The following is a 14,918-nucleotide window of genomic DNA, read 5'->3' on the forward strand; positions in this document are numbered from 1 at the left end:
TTCAAGATGTTTTTCAGATTCTTCCCATGATCGATGCCTTGACGCTGTGCGACGGAATCTGTTTGACTGGCCCTCGTCCGACTCTGCAACGGGGAAAGCATGGAAGCGATACGCGCCGCCGATCTCAAGAGCATTCTGCATTCCAAGCGCGCCAACATCTATTACCTGGAACATTGCCGGGTGTTGGTCAATGGCGGCCGCGTCGAGTATGTGACGGATACGGGCAAGAAACAGCTGTACTGGAACATTCCCATTGCCAATACCACCAGCATCCTGCTCGGGACGGGCACGTCCGTCACGCAGGCGGCGATGCGCGAGTTGGCCAAGGCAGGCGTGCTGGTCGGTTTTTGCGGCGGCGGAGGCACGCCGTTGTTCAGCGCCAACGAGCTGGATGTCGAGGTGGCCTGGTTTGCACCGCAAAGCGAATATCGGCCGACGGAGTATTTGCAGGCCTGGGTCCGGTTCTGGTTCGACGACGGGCTGCGCTTGCATGCCGCCAAGCAGTTACAGGCTGCGCGGCTGCAGTGCCTGCACGCCGCATGGACCACGCGCGCCACGCGCGAGTCCGGTTTCGAGGTGGACGGCGAACGTCTGACGGCGCTGCTGCGGCAAGCCGGTACGCAGATCGACAATGCGCCGGACGTCACCGCGTTGCTGGTCGGCGAAGCGCAGCTGACTAAATCACTGTTCAAGCTTGCCGTAGATACGGTGGGCTACGGCGACTTCACCAGGGCCAAGCGTGGTGGCGGCACGGATATCGCCAACCGCTATCTCGACCATGGCAACTACCTGGCATATGGTCTGGGCGCAACTGCCACCTGGGTGCTGGGCCTGCCGCATGGCCTGGCCGTCCTGCACGGCAAGACGCGTCGTGGTGGCCTGGTGTTTGATGCCGCGGACCTGATCAAGGACGCCGTGATATTGCCGCAAGCCTTTCTGTCGGCCATGCGTGGCGATGACGAACAACAGTTCCGTCGGCAATGCATCGAAGCGCTGACGCGCAACGAGGCCCTGGACTTCGTCATCGACACGCTCAAGCGCATCGCGTTGGAAACATCGCGCCTGGCGGCCCCGGCGGATAATGTGGAATCCCGGCCATGAACGTACTTTTCGTGTCCCAATGCTCCAAGCGCGCGCTGACCGAGACGCGCCGCATCCTGGACCAGTATGCCGAGCGGCGCGGAGACCGTACCTGGCAGACGCCCATTACCCAGGCCGGCCTGGACGCCGTGCGCCGGCTGCTGCGCCAGCGCGCGCGCAAGAACACTGCCGTGGCCTGCCACTGGATACGCGGCCGCGACCATAGCGAACTGCTGTGGATCGTCGGCGATGCGCGTCAGTTCAACGCCGTGGGCGCCGTCCCCACCAACACCACAGCCAGCGATGTGCTGCGTGTCGAAGACGAAAGCCACTGGCATCATTTGCCGCTGATGACGGCGCTGACCGCGCTGGCCGCCCTGATGCACGATTTGGGGAAAGCGACACAGGCGTTCCAGGATCGCCTCAAGCAGCCTGGCTTGCGGGAGCGCAATCACTATCGTCATGAATGGGTGTCGGTGCGCCTGTTCCACGCCTTTGTGGGCGATGACGACGATGCGGGTTGGCTGCGTCGGCTGGCCGCTAGCGCCGATGCGGACGCGCAAGCACAGGCTTTCGAGAGGCAATGGCTGGATACCGAAGGAGGCCGCCTGTTGCGAGACGGTATTGACGAGCCGCAGGCTGGAGAATGCCTGCCTTTTGCCTCGTTGCCGCCGTTGGCTCAGGCCGTGGCCTGGCTGGTGCTGACGCACCATCGTCTGCCATGCAAGCCGGTATCGCAGGACAGCGGCAGCATCGGCGAGGATATCGATCAACCGCAGTATCGCTGGCGGCGCTTTGGCGCCCATCCCCGGTTCGTGAACGCTGCCGAGCTGCACGGGCTGTTGCAGCGCATCAGCGCCGATTGGAATGAACCTCGCGAGGATGCACCTATTTCCAGCGTGCACGCCCACTGGCATTTCCCGCTGGGGCTGCCTGTTGGCACGCTCGCATGGCGCAAGCAGGCCGCACGCTATGCACGCAAACTGCTGGAGCTGCCTCGGCCGGCGGACTGGGGCACGGTAATGACGGACCCATTCGCGATGCACGTCTCGCGCATGTGCCTGATGCTGGCGGATCATCATTACTCAAGTATCGAGGACGAAGCGCAGCGCAAGCCCTATCGCAATGCGAGCTATCCGCTGTATGCGAACACGCGCGGAAACCATGATGCGCCAGCTGGGAAGGTCCTGTTCAACCAGACGCTGGATGAACACCTGCTCGGCGTGCAGGCACATGCCACATTGGTGGCGCGTTCGCTGCCCACGCTGACGCGCAGCCTGCCCGCCTTGCAAAATCACCGTGGCCTGAAAAAGCGCAATTCCAATCCACGATTCCAATGGCAGGACAAGGCGGCCGACCTGGCCGCCGGCGTGCGTGAGCGCGCGCAGCGCCAGGGTGCGTTCATCGTCAACATGGCGTCGACCGGCTGCGGCAAGACGCTGGGCAATGCCCGCATCATGAATGCCTTGGCCGACCCTGGCGTGGGCATGCGCTGCGCATTCGCCATTGGCTTGCGTACACTGACCTTGCAGACAGGGCGCGTGTTTCAGAGGGATCTGGGCCTGGGCGATGAGCAGCTGGCCATCAAGGTCGGCGGCGCCGCCAGCCGCGCCTTGTTCGAATACTGGGAAGCCCGGGCCGAGGCGACGGGCTCGGCCTCGCGCCAGGCACTGCTCGACGAAGGCGGGCAAGTTCTGTTCGAAGGCGACGACCGGCATCCGCTGCTGCAACGTCTGACCGACGATGCCCAGGTTCGCTCGCTGATTGCCGCGCCCGTGCTGGCCTGCACCGTGGACCACCTGACGCCCGCCACCGAGAGCCTGCGCGGCGGCCGCCAGATCGCGCCCATGCTGCGGCTCATGACCAGCGACCTGGTGCTGGACGAGCCGGACGATTTCGACATGGCCGACCTGCCGGCGTTGACGCGGCTGGTGCATTGGGCGGGATTGCTGGGCGCGCGCGTGTTGCTGTCCTCGGCCACCTTGCCGCCGGCGCTGGTCGAGGGACTGTTCCTGGCCTATCGCGCCGGACGCGAGGTGTATCAGCGTCATCGCGGCGAGCGGCCCGGCGAGCCCGCCGCCATCTGCTGCCTGTGGATGGACGAGTTTCATCAGCAGGAGCAGGATTGCGCCGACGCGCAGGGTTTTCGCGCCTGCCATGAACGCTTCGTGGAAAAGCGCGTGGCGCAGCTCGCCCAGGCCGAGCCGCGCCGGCTGGCCGCCATTGCGGCGCTGCCAACCGAATGGAGCGGAATGAACGAAGCCGATCGCCGCCGCGACTTCGCCCGCTATGTGTTGGCGCAGGCCTGGGAACTGCATCAGCAGCCCCACAATCATGGCGTCGATCCCGCCAGCGGCAAGCGCGTGAGCTTCGGCCTGGTCCGCATGGCGAATATCGATCCGTTGTTCGATGTGGCGCTGGCCATGTATGCCCAAGGCGCGCCCGCGCCCGGCGTGCGCGTGCATCTGTGCGTCTATCACTCGCAGTTTCCCTTGTTGGCGCGCTCCAGCATCGAGCGGCAGCTAGACACCGTGCTTGACCGCCGCGCCACGGATGGGATCGCTCCGGTCTTCCGACAGCCGTCGATACGCGCCCTGGTGGATGCCAGCCCGGAATCTCATCATCTGTTCATCGTCCTGGGTTCGCCGGTCACGGAAGTGGGGCGTGACCATGACTACGACTGGGCCGTGGTCGAACCCTCGTCGATGCGATCGCTTATTCAGCTGGCCGGGCGGGTGCGACGGCATCGGCCGGGCAAGGCGGGCGGGGTGAACATGCGGGTGCTGGACAGCAATCTGCGAGCCTACGAAAAGCCGTCGGGCAAGGCCGCCTTTTGCAAGCCAGGTTTTGAAATGGATGAGACCGGCGGCAAGACGGGCATGGAGCGTTACTTCCATTTGAAGTCGCATCAACTGCAATCGTTGCTGGCTCGGGAAACCGCCGGCGCGGTCATCTGGCCGGTTGATGCGCGCGCGCGCATCTCCGTCGTCAAGGAAGGGCTGCGCCCCACTCGCAATCTGGTCGATCTGGAACATGCGCGCATGCACGAAGCGATGCTGCCTCCCGCCACGGACAATCCAAACGCGCCGTCCGTGCAGCGTTCGGCCAGCCAGCATTGGGCCAGCAGCGAGAACCTCTGGCTGACGGGTCTGTTGCCGCAGTTCCAGCGCTTTCGCCATGATCCGGCGCCGCGCGTGGATGTCGCGCTGCTGCCTGACGATGAGGAAGAGCGGTTGTTGCTGCATCGCGTGGTCGATGAGCGGGATCGCAGGAAACCCCTGCACGTGCCGGTCGATGCGTTCCAGCGGCATTCGGTGCCGTTGGAGCGCATCGCGATTGGCAGCGTCACGCCCTGGCTGCGAGGCAGTTTGCTGGAGGATTTGATGACGCTGGCGCAGGAATTGGGGCAGTCGCTACCGGACTGCGCGCAGCGATACGCCATTGCCAGCCTGCCCGACAACGCAGGGCAGGGTTGGTGGTATCACGAGTGTCTGGGATTCAAGGCGAAATAATGAAGGCGACCGTGCGGGCAGGCTCGCGCGAGGCGATGCGCAGACACTGCCCGCGTCAGGCGTCGGCCGCTTCGCGTTCGGCCTGCTCGATCAGCGCGGGGGAAACGCCATGGCGCTTGAGCGCTTCGACCAAGCGGGCATGCGAAGCGGAAGCGAATTGCTGCTCGTCACGGCGCAAGCCTTCGCTGAGATATGACTTTAGCAGGGCTTGGTATCCGGAAAAGCCGCGCTGCGGCGCGATGGTCTTCATCGATTCGACTACGTCTACCGGAATGCGCAGCGTGATCGACGTCATCGGGCGGTTCTTGATCAAACGGCCTTTCAGGCGATCAGTCAGCATAGATGGCCTCCTCTCGAGGTTCTGCGCGACGTGCAGAGATGATGCGTATGTACAAGGGTGCGATCTCAATGTGTACGACGAAAAGCAATCGTGCTTGCAGGTCCAGACCGACGATTGCATCACGCGCTTCATCATTGCGCGATGCGTCCGTGAGAATGAAATATGGATCTCCGAACACGCAAGCAGCATCTTCAAAGCTCACACCATGTTTGCGTTGATTCTCTTCTGCTTTGTGCCGGTTCCAGACGAACAGATCACCATTGATTTCGTATTCAACGTCCCAAGTGTCCATGGTAGTAGCCGTATTTACCTTGTCAATACGTACTGTGAAGCGTCACCTTTAAAGTGTTTCGTCGGCTGCCTGCGCGGCAGCAAAAGGGGGTGAACAGATCCCACGGATCATTTTCTGAGCTGCCTACACGGCAGCGCAACGCGCGCCAGCAAGCTTCTGGAGGCGGTATGATTTCTGAGCTGCCTACACGGCAGCGCAAGGGCAGTTTATACGTTAGATTCCACGTATCATGGAAAGAAGATAGCACTCCATAGGAAAGGAGAAGTAATGCCATTCAATCCACGCGTCAAGCGTTGGCGTGACGCAATCGCAACTTTTCTCCAGGCCCGTCTGCAGGCCAAGTTGGGTCAGTTGGCCAAAGACGATCCCAAACGCCAGGAATTATTAACGCAGCATCAACCCGATACCTGGATAGCAGACGCCGCCCGACGAGCGGCACAAATCCAGGTCGTTACCCATTCCCTTAAACCCATCCATCCAGATGCGCGAGGCACCAGTCTCTATGTGGAGCCCGCGAGCCTGCCGGCGTTGCGGGAGGTGGGCAGTCATACATTGGGACCGTCCTTTGCCGGCGACGTGGTGGGAAATGCGGCAGCGCTCGACGTCTACAAGTTCCTCAAGATCGAGGTGGATGGGATCAGCTTGTTGGCGGCGTTGGTGGCGGACGATGCAAACGCTCGTCAAGCGCTGGATGACGATGCTGAACAGTCTGGAAAACTAAGAGATGCCTTCGTGGCGCTGACTCAGCCGCGGGCAGGTCAGCCCGGCTCGCACATTCGTGCCAAGCAGTTTTATTGGCTGACGGACAGTGATGCTTGCGCGGATGAAGGCTACGAGCTGTTGGCTCCGTTGCATGCCACCTCACTGGCGCATGCCGTACACGCGCAGTTGCAGGAATATCGGTTTGGCGACGCCAACAAGGTGGCTCGCCAGGCCAGGCGTGACGGTAAATGGCACGATGGTGTATTCCAGGACTATCCGGGGTTGGCCGTCCAGAAGTTGGGAGGTACCAAGCCGCAGAACATTTCCCAGCTCAATAGCGAGCGTGGCGGAGTGAACTACCTGTTGGCGTCATTGCCTCCGGTATGGCGTCCCAGCAAGCTCCGGCTGCCCGTGCATGCGCGTTCAGTGTTTGAGAAACTGTTCATCGCACGTCCTGTAGTTCGCAAGACTGTGCACGAACTGCGGATCTTCCTGGCTTCTGAGCCGCCGCCAAACACGGAAACCCGGCAACGTCGCGAAGCGATGATCGACACCTTGTTGGATGAGATGGCGTGCTTGGCAGGCGAGTTGCGGCAGGTACTTCCGGCTGGCTGGACATGCGACACGGGACGCTTTGGAAAGCTGGTGGAAGAAGAGCAGCTGTGGTTGGATCCCTTGCGTGCGGAGCTGCCTGGTGAGACGAATTTCGCTGAAAAATGGTTATGGATGCGCTGGCCTGCCGAGGTCGGCAGAAACTTTGCCAAATGGCTGAACGCCGAGCTGTCCAGTCTGTTGCCGGTGGGTGACGTGGAAGCGCGAGAATGGGAAAAAGAGCTGCTGACGGACCAGGACGGCTTTGTGCAGCAATTGCGTGAACTGCGCAAGCAGCTGAATGCGCCGGGCTATATCCCGATACGTACGACGCACGCCAAACCAATGACAAAGAGAGGGGGAACGCCGTGATGCGAGTTCCTGTACCTCAAGCCATCCTGACCTTTCCCCACCTCCGCATCCAAAACGCCAACGCCATCTCCAGCCCGCTGACGCACGGCTTTCCTTCCATCACCGCCTTCACCGGCCTGATGTGGGCGCTGGAGCGCAATCTGGTCAAGGCCAATGTCCCGCTGCGGCTGCACACCGTAGGCGTGATCTGCCACCATCATCAGGAACAAACGACACAAGGTTATGTGCGCAGCTTCAACCTGGCCCGCAATCCCGTGGACAAGGACGGCAGCACGGCGGCCATTGTTGAGGAAGGCCGCATTCATCTGGACATCACACTGGTTTTCACCGTCTCGGAAAACCGTGCTGCTGGCGCCGCGTCAAAGTTGTTGAGCGACGATGACACCTTCACACGGACTTGGGCAGACAAGGCAGGCGATGTGCTGTCCCAAATGCGCATAGCCGGCGGCAGCCTGCTGCCTTCACGCGCCGCGCCCGGCCGGCGTGTGCATCCCTGGATGGAAGTCCTTGCGGACGACACGCAGAAGCGCGATGAGCAGTTCCGCAAATGGCGGCGCCAGTGGTTGCCAGGTTTTGCTCTGGTCGGACGCGATGATCTGCTGGCTGACCGGTTGCATCGTCTCCGCGAGCGCGATCCGCAGACGTCCCTGCTGGACGCCTGGCTCCATGCCTCGCGCTTCAATTATGAGCCGGTACCACTCCAGGACGGCGAACCCGCGCCCGCCGATGGCAAGCAGCGCTGGGCGGATCCCTGGCGCGGCGCTGGCAGCGGCTGGATCGTGCCGATACCGGTCGGCTATGCCGCGCTATCGCCGTTGCACGAAGCAGGTTCTGTCCTGAACGCCCGAGATGCCGCGACACCGTTGCGCTTCGTCGAATCGGTCTATTCCATGGGCGAATGGATCAGCCCGCACCGGCTCGAGCACCTGGAACAACTGCTCTGGCGCGCCGAGACCGACGAAGCCCTGGGCCTGTATCGCTGCCGAAACGACTATGCGCCGGATCCGTCGCAGCTTCCCGTCACGGATGAGACCGGGCAGGAAGATGACGACGAGATCTATCCCTATTCCTGAGCGTCGCCGCTCGTCCCGTTGATTTGAATACGCCATTTACAAGGATTGAATCATCATGTCGAACGCACTCAAGACCGCCTCCGTCCTGGCTTTTGAACGCAAGCTGGATCCCTCCGACGCCGTCTTCCATGCCGGCAACTGGGAGGATCTGGCGAAATCCGCATCGTGGCCGCCCGTTCGGCTGCGCGAGAAATCCGTGCGCGGCACCATCTCCAACCGCCTCAAGGCCAAGGACCAGGATCCCGCCAAGCTCGACGCTGCGATAGAGAACCCCAACCTGCAAACCGTGGACGTGGCGACCCTGCCCTCGGATGCCGACACGCTCAAGGTGCAATTCACGCTGCGCGTGCTGCCCGGCACGGGCACGCCGTCCGCATGCAACAGCGCGGAATATCAGGCCAAACTCTTGCAGACCGTGCAGTCCTACGTCGCGGAGCACGGCTATGCCGAATTGGCCAACCGCTATGCGGCCAACCTGGCCAATGGCCGCTTCCTGTGGCGCAACCGGGTCGGTGCGGAACATGTGCGAGTGGATGTGGCGCGGCTCAAGGACGGCAAGGCTGACCAGCAATGGCGCTTCGATGCCCTGGCGCAGAATCTGCGCGCGCTGGACGCGTTGAGTGATGAGGTGAAGTCACTGGGTTCTGTGATCGCTGAGGGTTTGGCAGGCGGTCATGTGCTGCTGCAGGTCACGGCGTTCTTGCGGGTGGGTGCGGGGCAGGAGGTGTTTCCGTCCCAGGAACTGATCCTGGATCGCGGACGCGGCGACAAGAGCAAGACGCTCTACCAGATCGGCGAGAAAGGTCAGGAGATCGCCGCCATCCATTCCCAGAAGATCGGCAATGCCTTGCGCACTATCGATACCTGGTACGAAGGCGCGCACGATCTGGGGCCGATCGCTGTGGAACCCTACGGTTCGGTCACCACGCAAGGCAAGGCCTATCGCCAGCCCAAGCAGAAACAGGACTTCTATACCCTGCTGGACGACTGGCTGCTCAAGGACAAGGCGCCGCCGACCGAGCAACAGCATTTCGTGATGGCGGTCTTGATCCGCGGCGGCGTGTTCGGCGATGCGAGCTGACCGCCATGACGACCCACTATATAGACATCACCTTGTTGCCCGATCCAGAGTTCAGCCACGCGCATCTGCTGGGGGCGTTAGTGGCCAAGCTGCATCGGGCCTTGGTGCAGCTGCAATCGGCAAGCATCGGGGTCAGCTTTCCCCAGTACCGCTTGCGGCCGCGCACCATGGGCTCGGTGCTGAGGTTGCACGGCGATCCCGATGCGCTTCAGGACCTGATGGCCTTGGCATGGCTGCAGGGCATGCGGGATCACGTTCGGCTGACTGACTTGGCACCTGCGCCGTCCGACGCGCCGCGCTACGTGGTGCAGCGCCGTCAGTTCAAGACCAGCGCGGAACGCCTGCGCCGTCGCCGCATGCGTCGCAAGGGAGAAACGGCGGACCAGGCCGCCGCAGCCATTCCCGACAGCGTCGAGCGTCAGGTCGAATTGCCCTTCGTCCGTCTGAACAGCGCCAGCACCAGGCAGCCGTTCTGCCTGTTCATTGCTCAGGAGCGCGGGGAGGAGGTCGGGGCTGGTAAAGGGTTCAATTCCTATGGCTTGAGCCAGGGCGGTACGGTGCCGTGGTTTTGAACCCTTTTTTTGGGTGTGATTGGAAGGCCTGAAAAATCAATGGGTTAGGAATGTGCCCGGAATTTGGGTGTTGGTGAGGTTTTGAAGGTTGTTTCTTTAAAAATCAATGGGTTAGTGGTTTTTGGCCATAGTTCGCTGCCGCACAGGCAGCTTAGAAAATGCTCACGATCAACGCGGCTGGCGATCCGGTGTTCGCTGCCGCACAGGCAGCTTAGAAAGATCCAGTCGGGGCCGGCCTCATCAGGTCGGCGTTCGCTGCCGCACAGGCAGCTTAGAAATGCGAGTACTTGTGCCCACCACAGTACGGCCAGTTCGCTGCCGCACAGGCAGCTTAGAAATGCACGGTCGCGTGGGCGTTCAGGCTTTTCGAAGTTCGCTGCCGCACAGGCAGCTTAGAAAAATCTGCATGTGCGTGGCGGTGTAGGCCACAGGTTCGCTGCCGCACAGGCAGCTTAGAAATTTCCACGGCCGGCGCGGTGCGGTATCGCGTGGTTCGCTGCCGCACAGGCAGCTTAGAAAACCCAGATGGAATGCGGCACGAGCGACACACCGTTCGCTGCCGCACAGGCAGCTTAGAAAAGAAGCTTGCTGGCGCGCGCGGCGGACCAGCGGTTCGCTGCCGCACAGGCAGCTTAGAAATTGGAGTGGATCGACGACGCGAAGATGCAGAAGTTCGCTGCCGCACAGGCAGCTTAGAAAAGCTCCGGCGCGGCGTTGGCGGCGACAATTTCGTTCGCTGCCGCACAGGCAGCTTAGAAATCCACGCGGTGACCGTCACGCCAGCGCGAAGCGTTCGCTGCCGCACAGGCAGCTTAGAAATACGAGATCTGCCGCATGCTGGCCAAGCAGGCGTTCGCTGCCGCACAGGCAGCTTAGAAATCTGCCACGGGCGACCAGGGCGCTGCCATGGCGTTCGCTGCCGCACAGGCAGCTTAGAAAGCCTTGGCGGTAGACGAATTCGCCATGCAGCTGTTCGCTGCCGCACAGGCAGCTTAGAAATACGTGGTGTTCCCGTATCTGCGCGATGGGGAGTTCGCTGCCGCACAGGCAGCTTAGAAAAAACGCAGCGTCCATTTCGAGCAACCCCGCATGTTCGCTGCCGCACAGGCAGCTTAGAAAACCGGATCGCAAACCTGCGAGATGTGCCCCGGAGTTCGCTGCCGCACAGGCAGCTTAGAAATACCTGCGCGGTGCCGACCTGGGCGGTGCCGACGTTCGCTGCCGCACAGGCAGCTTAGAAAATCATCAACACCAGCCCCCAGGAGTCTGTGATGTTCGCTGCCGCACAGGCAGCTTAGAAAAGGACGGCGATGCAGTGCCAGGCGCGCGGCTGGTTCGCTGCCGCACAGGCAGCTTAGAAACAAGGACATGGCCACCTACAACGCCTTCAAGGCGTTCGCTGCCGCACAGGCAGCTTAGAAATGTACCTAGGCCGATTCCCTACGCCAGAAGAAGTTCGCTGCCGCACAGGCAGCTTAGAAAACGATCCAATTGGTTGCTCCAGGTGACGACGGCGTTCGCTGCCGCACAGGCAGCTTAGAAAACTTCAGCGTGGAGCTGATGGAAGGCGGCAGCGTTCGCTGCCGCACAGGCAGCTTAGAAATTGGCCTGGGGCTCGGTTTCGGCCATGTAGGCGTTCGCTGCCGCACAGGCAGCTTAGAAATTGAACGGATCAGCGCACACCTCACTGCCGGTGTTCGCTGCCGCACAGGCAGCTTAGAAAAATTAGCCTCCATGATGCGCGCGAGTTTCTCAGTTCGCTGCCGCACAGGCAGCTTAGAAAAGCAGCTCACGCAGCTTGCCGCCTGACCCTTTGTTCGCTGCCGCACAGGCAGCTTAGAAATGCTCGACTTCGAGCGCCGCGTCACGCTCTTCGTTCGCTGCCGCACAGGCAGCTTAGAAAAGCAGGGCACGGTCAAGCCGGCCATGCTGTACGTTCGCTGCCGCACAGGCAGCTTAGAAAAGTGGGTCGACCTGGTGCTGTGGGCGCCGGACGTTCGCTGCCGCACAGGCAGCTTAGAAAAGCACAGCAGAGCAGATGATGTTCGGCTTTGCGTTCGCTGCCGCACAGGCAGCTTAGAAAACAACCGAACGCGGTGGCCCAGTCGTGCGCCTGTTCGCTGCCGCACAGGCAGCTTAGAAAATCAGGCAGGCGATCAAGTTTGTGCGTGATCTTGTTCGCTGCCGCACAGGCAGCTTAGAAATGCTGAACATCGTATCGCGTGAGGTGCCGGACGTTCGCTGCCGCACAGGCAGCTTAGAAATGTCCTGTTTCGCCCTTCCCCGGTGGGGGCGGGTTCGCTGCCGCACAGGCAGCTTAGAAACTGCACGGCATGACGGGAAGCCGCACCTACCGTAGTTCGCTGCCGCACAGGCAGCTTAGAAATGCGGCGCTCCCAGCCCGGCCATGGTACGCACGTTCGCTGCCGCACAGGCAGCTTAGAAATTGAAGGCTGCGGAGTCGCGCAAGGCCGGAACGTTCGCTGCCGCACAGGCAGCTTAGAAACTACCCCCCGGGCGGATGCAGTGCCGGCTACCGTTCGCTGCCGCACAGGCAGCTTAGAAATTGCCGTTCGCGTTGATCAGCTGGGTGGCGACGTTCGCTGCCGCACAGGCAGCTTAGAAAGCTACGGCAGCTCCTCATCGAGGACAAGTCGAGTTCGCTGCCGCACAGGCAGCTTAGAAATCCGCATAGCCCGCGTACAGAACACAGCGCAGGTTCGCTGCCGCACAGGCAGCTTAGAAAAAGAGCTGCTCATGGGTATCACAAAGCTGCAAGTTCGCTGCCGCACAGGCAGCTTAGAAAACTGCCCGCAGCTCCCGCTGCTGGCGATGCGCGTTCGCTGCCGCACAGGCAGCTTAGAAATAGCTGTTCCCGCCGTAGCGGCTCCAGGCCATGTTCGCTGCCGCACAGGCAGCTTAGAAAGAGCGGCAACAGGTCATCAACGCTGACCATCCGTTCGCTGCCGCACAGGCAGCTTAGAAAGTTACCGCATTGCCGCGTGGTGGATCGCATGCGTTCGCTGCCGCACAGGCAGCTTAGAAATTGCCGCTGGCCGTGGCGCCGCGCTGGATCGGGTTCGCTGCCGCACAGGCAGCTTAGAAACCAACGCCGCCGCCGACGCGTACCTCATGCTTGTTCGCTGCCGCACAGGCAGCTTAGAAAATGTCGAAGCTGATCGGGCTGGCGGTGCTGCCGTTCGCTGCCGCACAGGCAGCTTAGAAACGGCCTCGGCGTTGATCTTCATCCCAGGCTCGCGTTCGCTGCCGCACAGGCAGCTTAGAAATTCTCGACCTTCTTTTGATCAAGCCCCGCCTGGTTCGCTGCCGCACAGGCAGCTTAGAAAGCTTTCAGGCCGGGGTTGTTGCCGCTACGGACGTTCGCTGCCGCACAGGCAGCTTAGAAAATTGGGAGGGCGCTGTGATGGCCCTCTTCCTGAGTTCGCTGCCGCACAGGCAGCTTAGAAATGCGTAATCGGACCGCGATACCAGCCTTTGTTGTTCGCTGCCGCACAGGCAGCTTAGAAATTCTTGCCTGACTCGTTCTCGAAGAAGTCGTATGTTCGCTGCCGCACAGGCAGCTTAGAAATGCGCCGGCTGATCGCGCTGGACGGGGCCAACGTTCGCTGCCGCACAGGCAGCTTAGAAAACCGGGACCGGCGCCGACACCGGTCTGTTCTTGTTCGCTGCCGCACAGGCAGCTTAGAAAACACGGCTGCGCACGGTCGGCGCCCCGACACGGTTCGCTGCCGCACAGGCAGCTTAGAAAAGAGAACCTGATCATCGACCCGGCCGTTGTCGGTTCGCTGCCGCACAGGCAGCTTAGAAAATAGGCGGGGGCGTTCATGCGTCGCTCCTTTCGTTCGCTGCCGCACAGGCAGCTTAGAAAAGTGGCGCGCGCCACGGGATGGAAGCCAGCCTGTTCGCTGCCGCACAGGCAGCTTAGAAAATATAGCTGCGCGCAAAGTCGTCCCAGCTATCGTTCGCTGCCGCACAGGCAGCTTAGAAAATACAGCAGCACGCCAGCGCCCAGCACCAACACGTTCGCTGCCGCACAGGCAGCTTAGAAATGCAGCGGCTTCGCCAGATGCTGGCCAGCGCTGTTCGCTGCCGCACAGGCAGCTTAGAAACTCCCCGTCGGCGCCGATCATCATCGTGTTCTGTTCGCTGCCGCACAGGCAGCTTAGAAATCTTTCGCGTCGTGGGAGCGCTTGTTAGCGGGGTTCGCTGCCGCACAGGCAGCTTAGAAAAACGCCGTCTGGTCATCGACTACGAGCATCAGGTTCGCTGCCGCACAGGCAGCTTAGAAACTTGCATCGTGTGCGTGTTCTGCGGATATGCGGTTCGCTGCCGCACAGGCAGCTTAGAAACCGCTCGACCGTATCTAGGGATATCGCCGGCTGAGTTCGCTGCCGCACAGGCAGCTTAGAAATTAACAGTCCGTCGCTCTACCGACTGAGCTATGTTCGCTGCCGCACAGGCAGCTTAGAAAATGAACTCCGCAGCGAACGCGCCAAGATCAATGTTCGCTGCCGCACAGGCAGCTTAGAAAACAGTGTGCAACCACACCAACGGACACCCGGCCGTTCGCTGCCGCACAGGCAGCTTAGAAAATGTCAGCCCACCGTTTCCAGGCGAGCCTGGCGTTCGCTGCCGCACAGGCAGCTTAGAAAGCGTAGAGTTCCAGGGCGCGGCGCATGGTTCGCTGCCGCACAGGCAGCTTAGAAAGTCCGCGCGGCCGCGGCTGACGACTTTGAAGGGTTCGCTGCCGCACAGGCAGCTTAGAAAATGTGTGAGGGGCGCGCGCCCTGGCAACAGCGGTTCGCTGCCGCACAGGCAGCTTAGAAATCGTCGAGGAAGCACTGTCGGGGTCGGAAAAGGTTCGCTGCCGCACAGGCAGCTTAGAAAATGACGTGCAGGCGCGATGTGCGCTCGGTCGTGTTCGCTGCCGCACAGGCAGCTTAGAAAGCCTCGGACGGTCAGCCCGAAGACGTAGACGCGTTCGCTGCCGCACAGGCAGCTTAGAAAATTGAAGCTGCCCAGGGCGTTGCCGCCGGATAGTTCGCTGCCGCACAGGCAGCTTAGAAATACGCCGAAAAGGCCGAGATCCTGCTGTGGGCGTTCGCTGCCGCACAGGCAGCTTAGAAAGGCTAAAGTGGCGCTTGCCAGCACGGCGCGGGTTATCTGCCGTACAGGCAGTGCTGAAAACAACCGAATCCAGCACCACCTTGAGCGGCAAGTTCGCAGTCGCCCAAACACCACAACCTCGCCGCCTGTCCTCCCTGGTCCCTACAACCCCCAAG

The 14,918-nt window shown here is 61.5% G+C and carries 8 protein-coding genes and 1 CRISPR repeat array; of the genes, 6 read left to right on the plus strand and 2 right to left on the minus strand.

Going from position 1 to position 14,918, the window contains the following annotated elements:
• Positions 1 to 99 precede the first annotated feature (99 nt).
• Together cas1f and cas3f are read left to right on the plus strand one after the other, a co-directional pair.
• Positions 100 to 1,101 carry a type I-F CRISPR-associated endonuclease Cas1f gene (cas1f, locus tag AC6LJ5_RS11350; RefSeq protein WP_392412445.1) on the plus strand — a complete coding sequence of 334 codons (1,002 nt, stop codon included), beginning with the start codon at positions 100 to 102 and terminating at the stop codon, positions 1,099 to 1,101.
• The gene (gene cas3f / locus AC6LJ5_RS11355; protein WP_498140514.1) at positions 1,098 to 4,592 is read left to right on the plus strand and encodes a type I-F CRISPR-associated helicase Cas3f; all 3,495 of its coding nucleotides are present in this window, start codon (positions 1,098 to 1,100) and stop codon (positions 4,590 to 4,592) included. The genes cas1f and cas3f overlap by 4 nt, the downstream gene beginning before the upstream one ends.
• A gap of 55 nt (positions 4,593 to 4,647) precedes the next feature.
• Here cas3f and AC6LJ5_RS11360 read toward each other — a convergent pair whose 3' ends face one another.
• Together AC6LJ5_RS11360 and AC6LJ5_RS11365 are read right to left on the minus strand one after the other, a co-directional pair.
• Positions 4,648 to 4,932 (minus strand): hypothetical protein, encoded by a 285-nt coding sequence (locus AC6LJ5_RS11360; protein WP_498140515.1) that lies wholly within the window; start codon positions 4,930 to 4,932, stop codon positions 4,648 to 4,650.
• Positions 4,922 to 5,224 (minus strand): BrnT family toxin, encoded by a 303-nt coding sequence (locus AC6LJ5_RS11365; RefSeq protein ID WP_498140516.1) that lies wholly within the window; start codon positions 5,222 to 5,224, stop codon positions 4,922 to 4,924. The genes AC6LJ5_RS11360 and AC6LJ5_RS11365 overlap by 11 nt, the downstream gene beginning before the upstream one ends.
• Before the next feature lie 267 nt (positions 5,225 to 5,491).
• On the opposite strand from AC6LJ5_RS11365, the gene csy1 reads away from it, so the two are divergent.
• From csy1 to cas6f, 4 genes are read left to right on the plus strand one after another with little or no spacing between them, the layout of a single operon-like run.
• Complete coding sequence (gene csy1, locus AC6LJ5_RS11370) at positions 5,492 to 6,889, plus strand: type I-F CRISPR-associated protein Csy1 (protein ID WP_498140517.1); 1,398 nt, start codon at positions 5,492 to 5,494, stop codon at positions 6,887 to 6,889.
• Complete coding sequence (gene csy2, locus AC6LJ5_RS11375) at positions 6,889 to 7,962, plus strand: type I-F CRISPR-associated protein Csy2 (RefSeq protein ID WP_498140518.1); 1,074 nt, start codon at positions 6,889 to 6,891, stop codon at positions 7,960 to 7,962. The genes csy1 and csy2 overlap by 1 nt, the downstream gene beginning before the upstream one ends.
• Positions 7,963 to 8,017: 55 nt before the next feature.
• A complete protein-coding gene (gene csy3, locus AC6LJ5_RS11380; RefSeq protein ID WP_498140519.1) occupies positions 8,018 to 9,043 on the plus strand; it encodes a type I-F CRISPR-associated protein Csy3 in 1,026 nt (341 codons plus the stop codon).
• A 5-nt stretch (positions 9,044 to 9,048) separates the two neighbouring features.
• Positions 9,049 to 9,615: a type I-F CRISPR-associated endoribonuclease Cas6/Csy4 gene (gene cas6f, locus AC6LJ5_RS11385; protein WP_392412433.1), complete on the plus strand. Its 567-nt coding sequence runs from the start codon at positions 9,049 to 9,051 to the stop codon at positions 9,613 to 9,615.
• Positions 9,616 to 9,745: 130 nt separating this feature from the next.
• Positions 9,746 to 14,763: a CRISPR direct-repeat array (repeat unit 28 nt; unit sequence GTTCGCTGCCGCACAGGCAGCTTAGAAA).
• The last annotated feature ends 155 nt before the right edge of the window (positions 14,764 to 14,918 follow it).

This window comes from Achromobacter sp. 1011791174, from assembly GCF_059760925.1.

What these genes read in the sequence shown, in the direction of transcription:
- cas1f (WP_392412445.1), top strand. Translation starts at nt 100, where the DNA reads ATGGAAGCGATACGCGCCGCCGATCTCAAGAGCATTCTGCATTCCAAG.
- cas3f (WP_498140514.1), top strand. Translation starts at nt 1,098, where the DNA reads ATGAACGTACTTTTCGTGTCCCAATGCTCCAAGCGCGCGCTGACCGAG.
- AC6LJ5_RS11360 (WP_498140515.1), bottom strand. Translation starts at nt 4,932, where the DNA reads ATGCTGACTGATCGCCTGAAAGGCCGTTTGATCAAGAACCGCCCGATG.
- AC6LJ5_RS11365 (WP_498140516.1), bottom strand. Translation starts at nt 5,224, where the DNA reads ATGGACACTTGGGACGTTGAATACGAAATCAATGGTGATCTGTTCGTC.
- csy1 (WP_498140517.1), top strand. Translation starts at nt 5,492, where the DNA reads ATGCCATTCAATCCACGCGTCAAGCGTTGGCGTGACGCAATCGCAACT.
- csy2 (WP_498140518.1), top strand. Translation starts at nt 6,889, where the DNA reads ATGCGAGTTCCTGTACCTCAAGCCATCCTGACCTTTCCCCACCTCCGC.
- csy3 (WP_498140519.1), top strand. Translation starts at nt 8,018, where the DNA reads ATGTCGAACGCACTCAAGACCGCCTCCGTCCTGGCTTTTGAACGCAAG.
- cas6f (WP_392412433.1), top strand. Translation starts at nt 9,049, where the DNA reads ATGACGACCCACTATATAGACATCACCTTGTTGCCCGATCCAGAGTTC.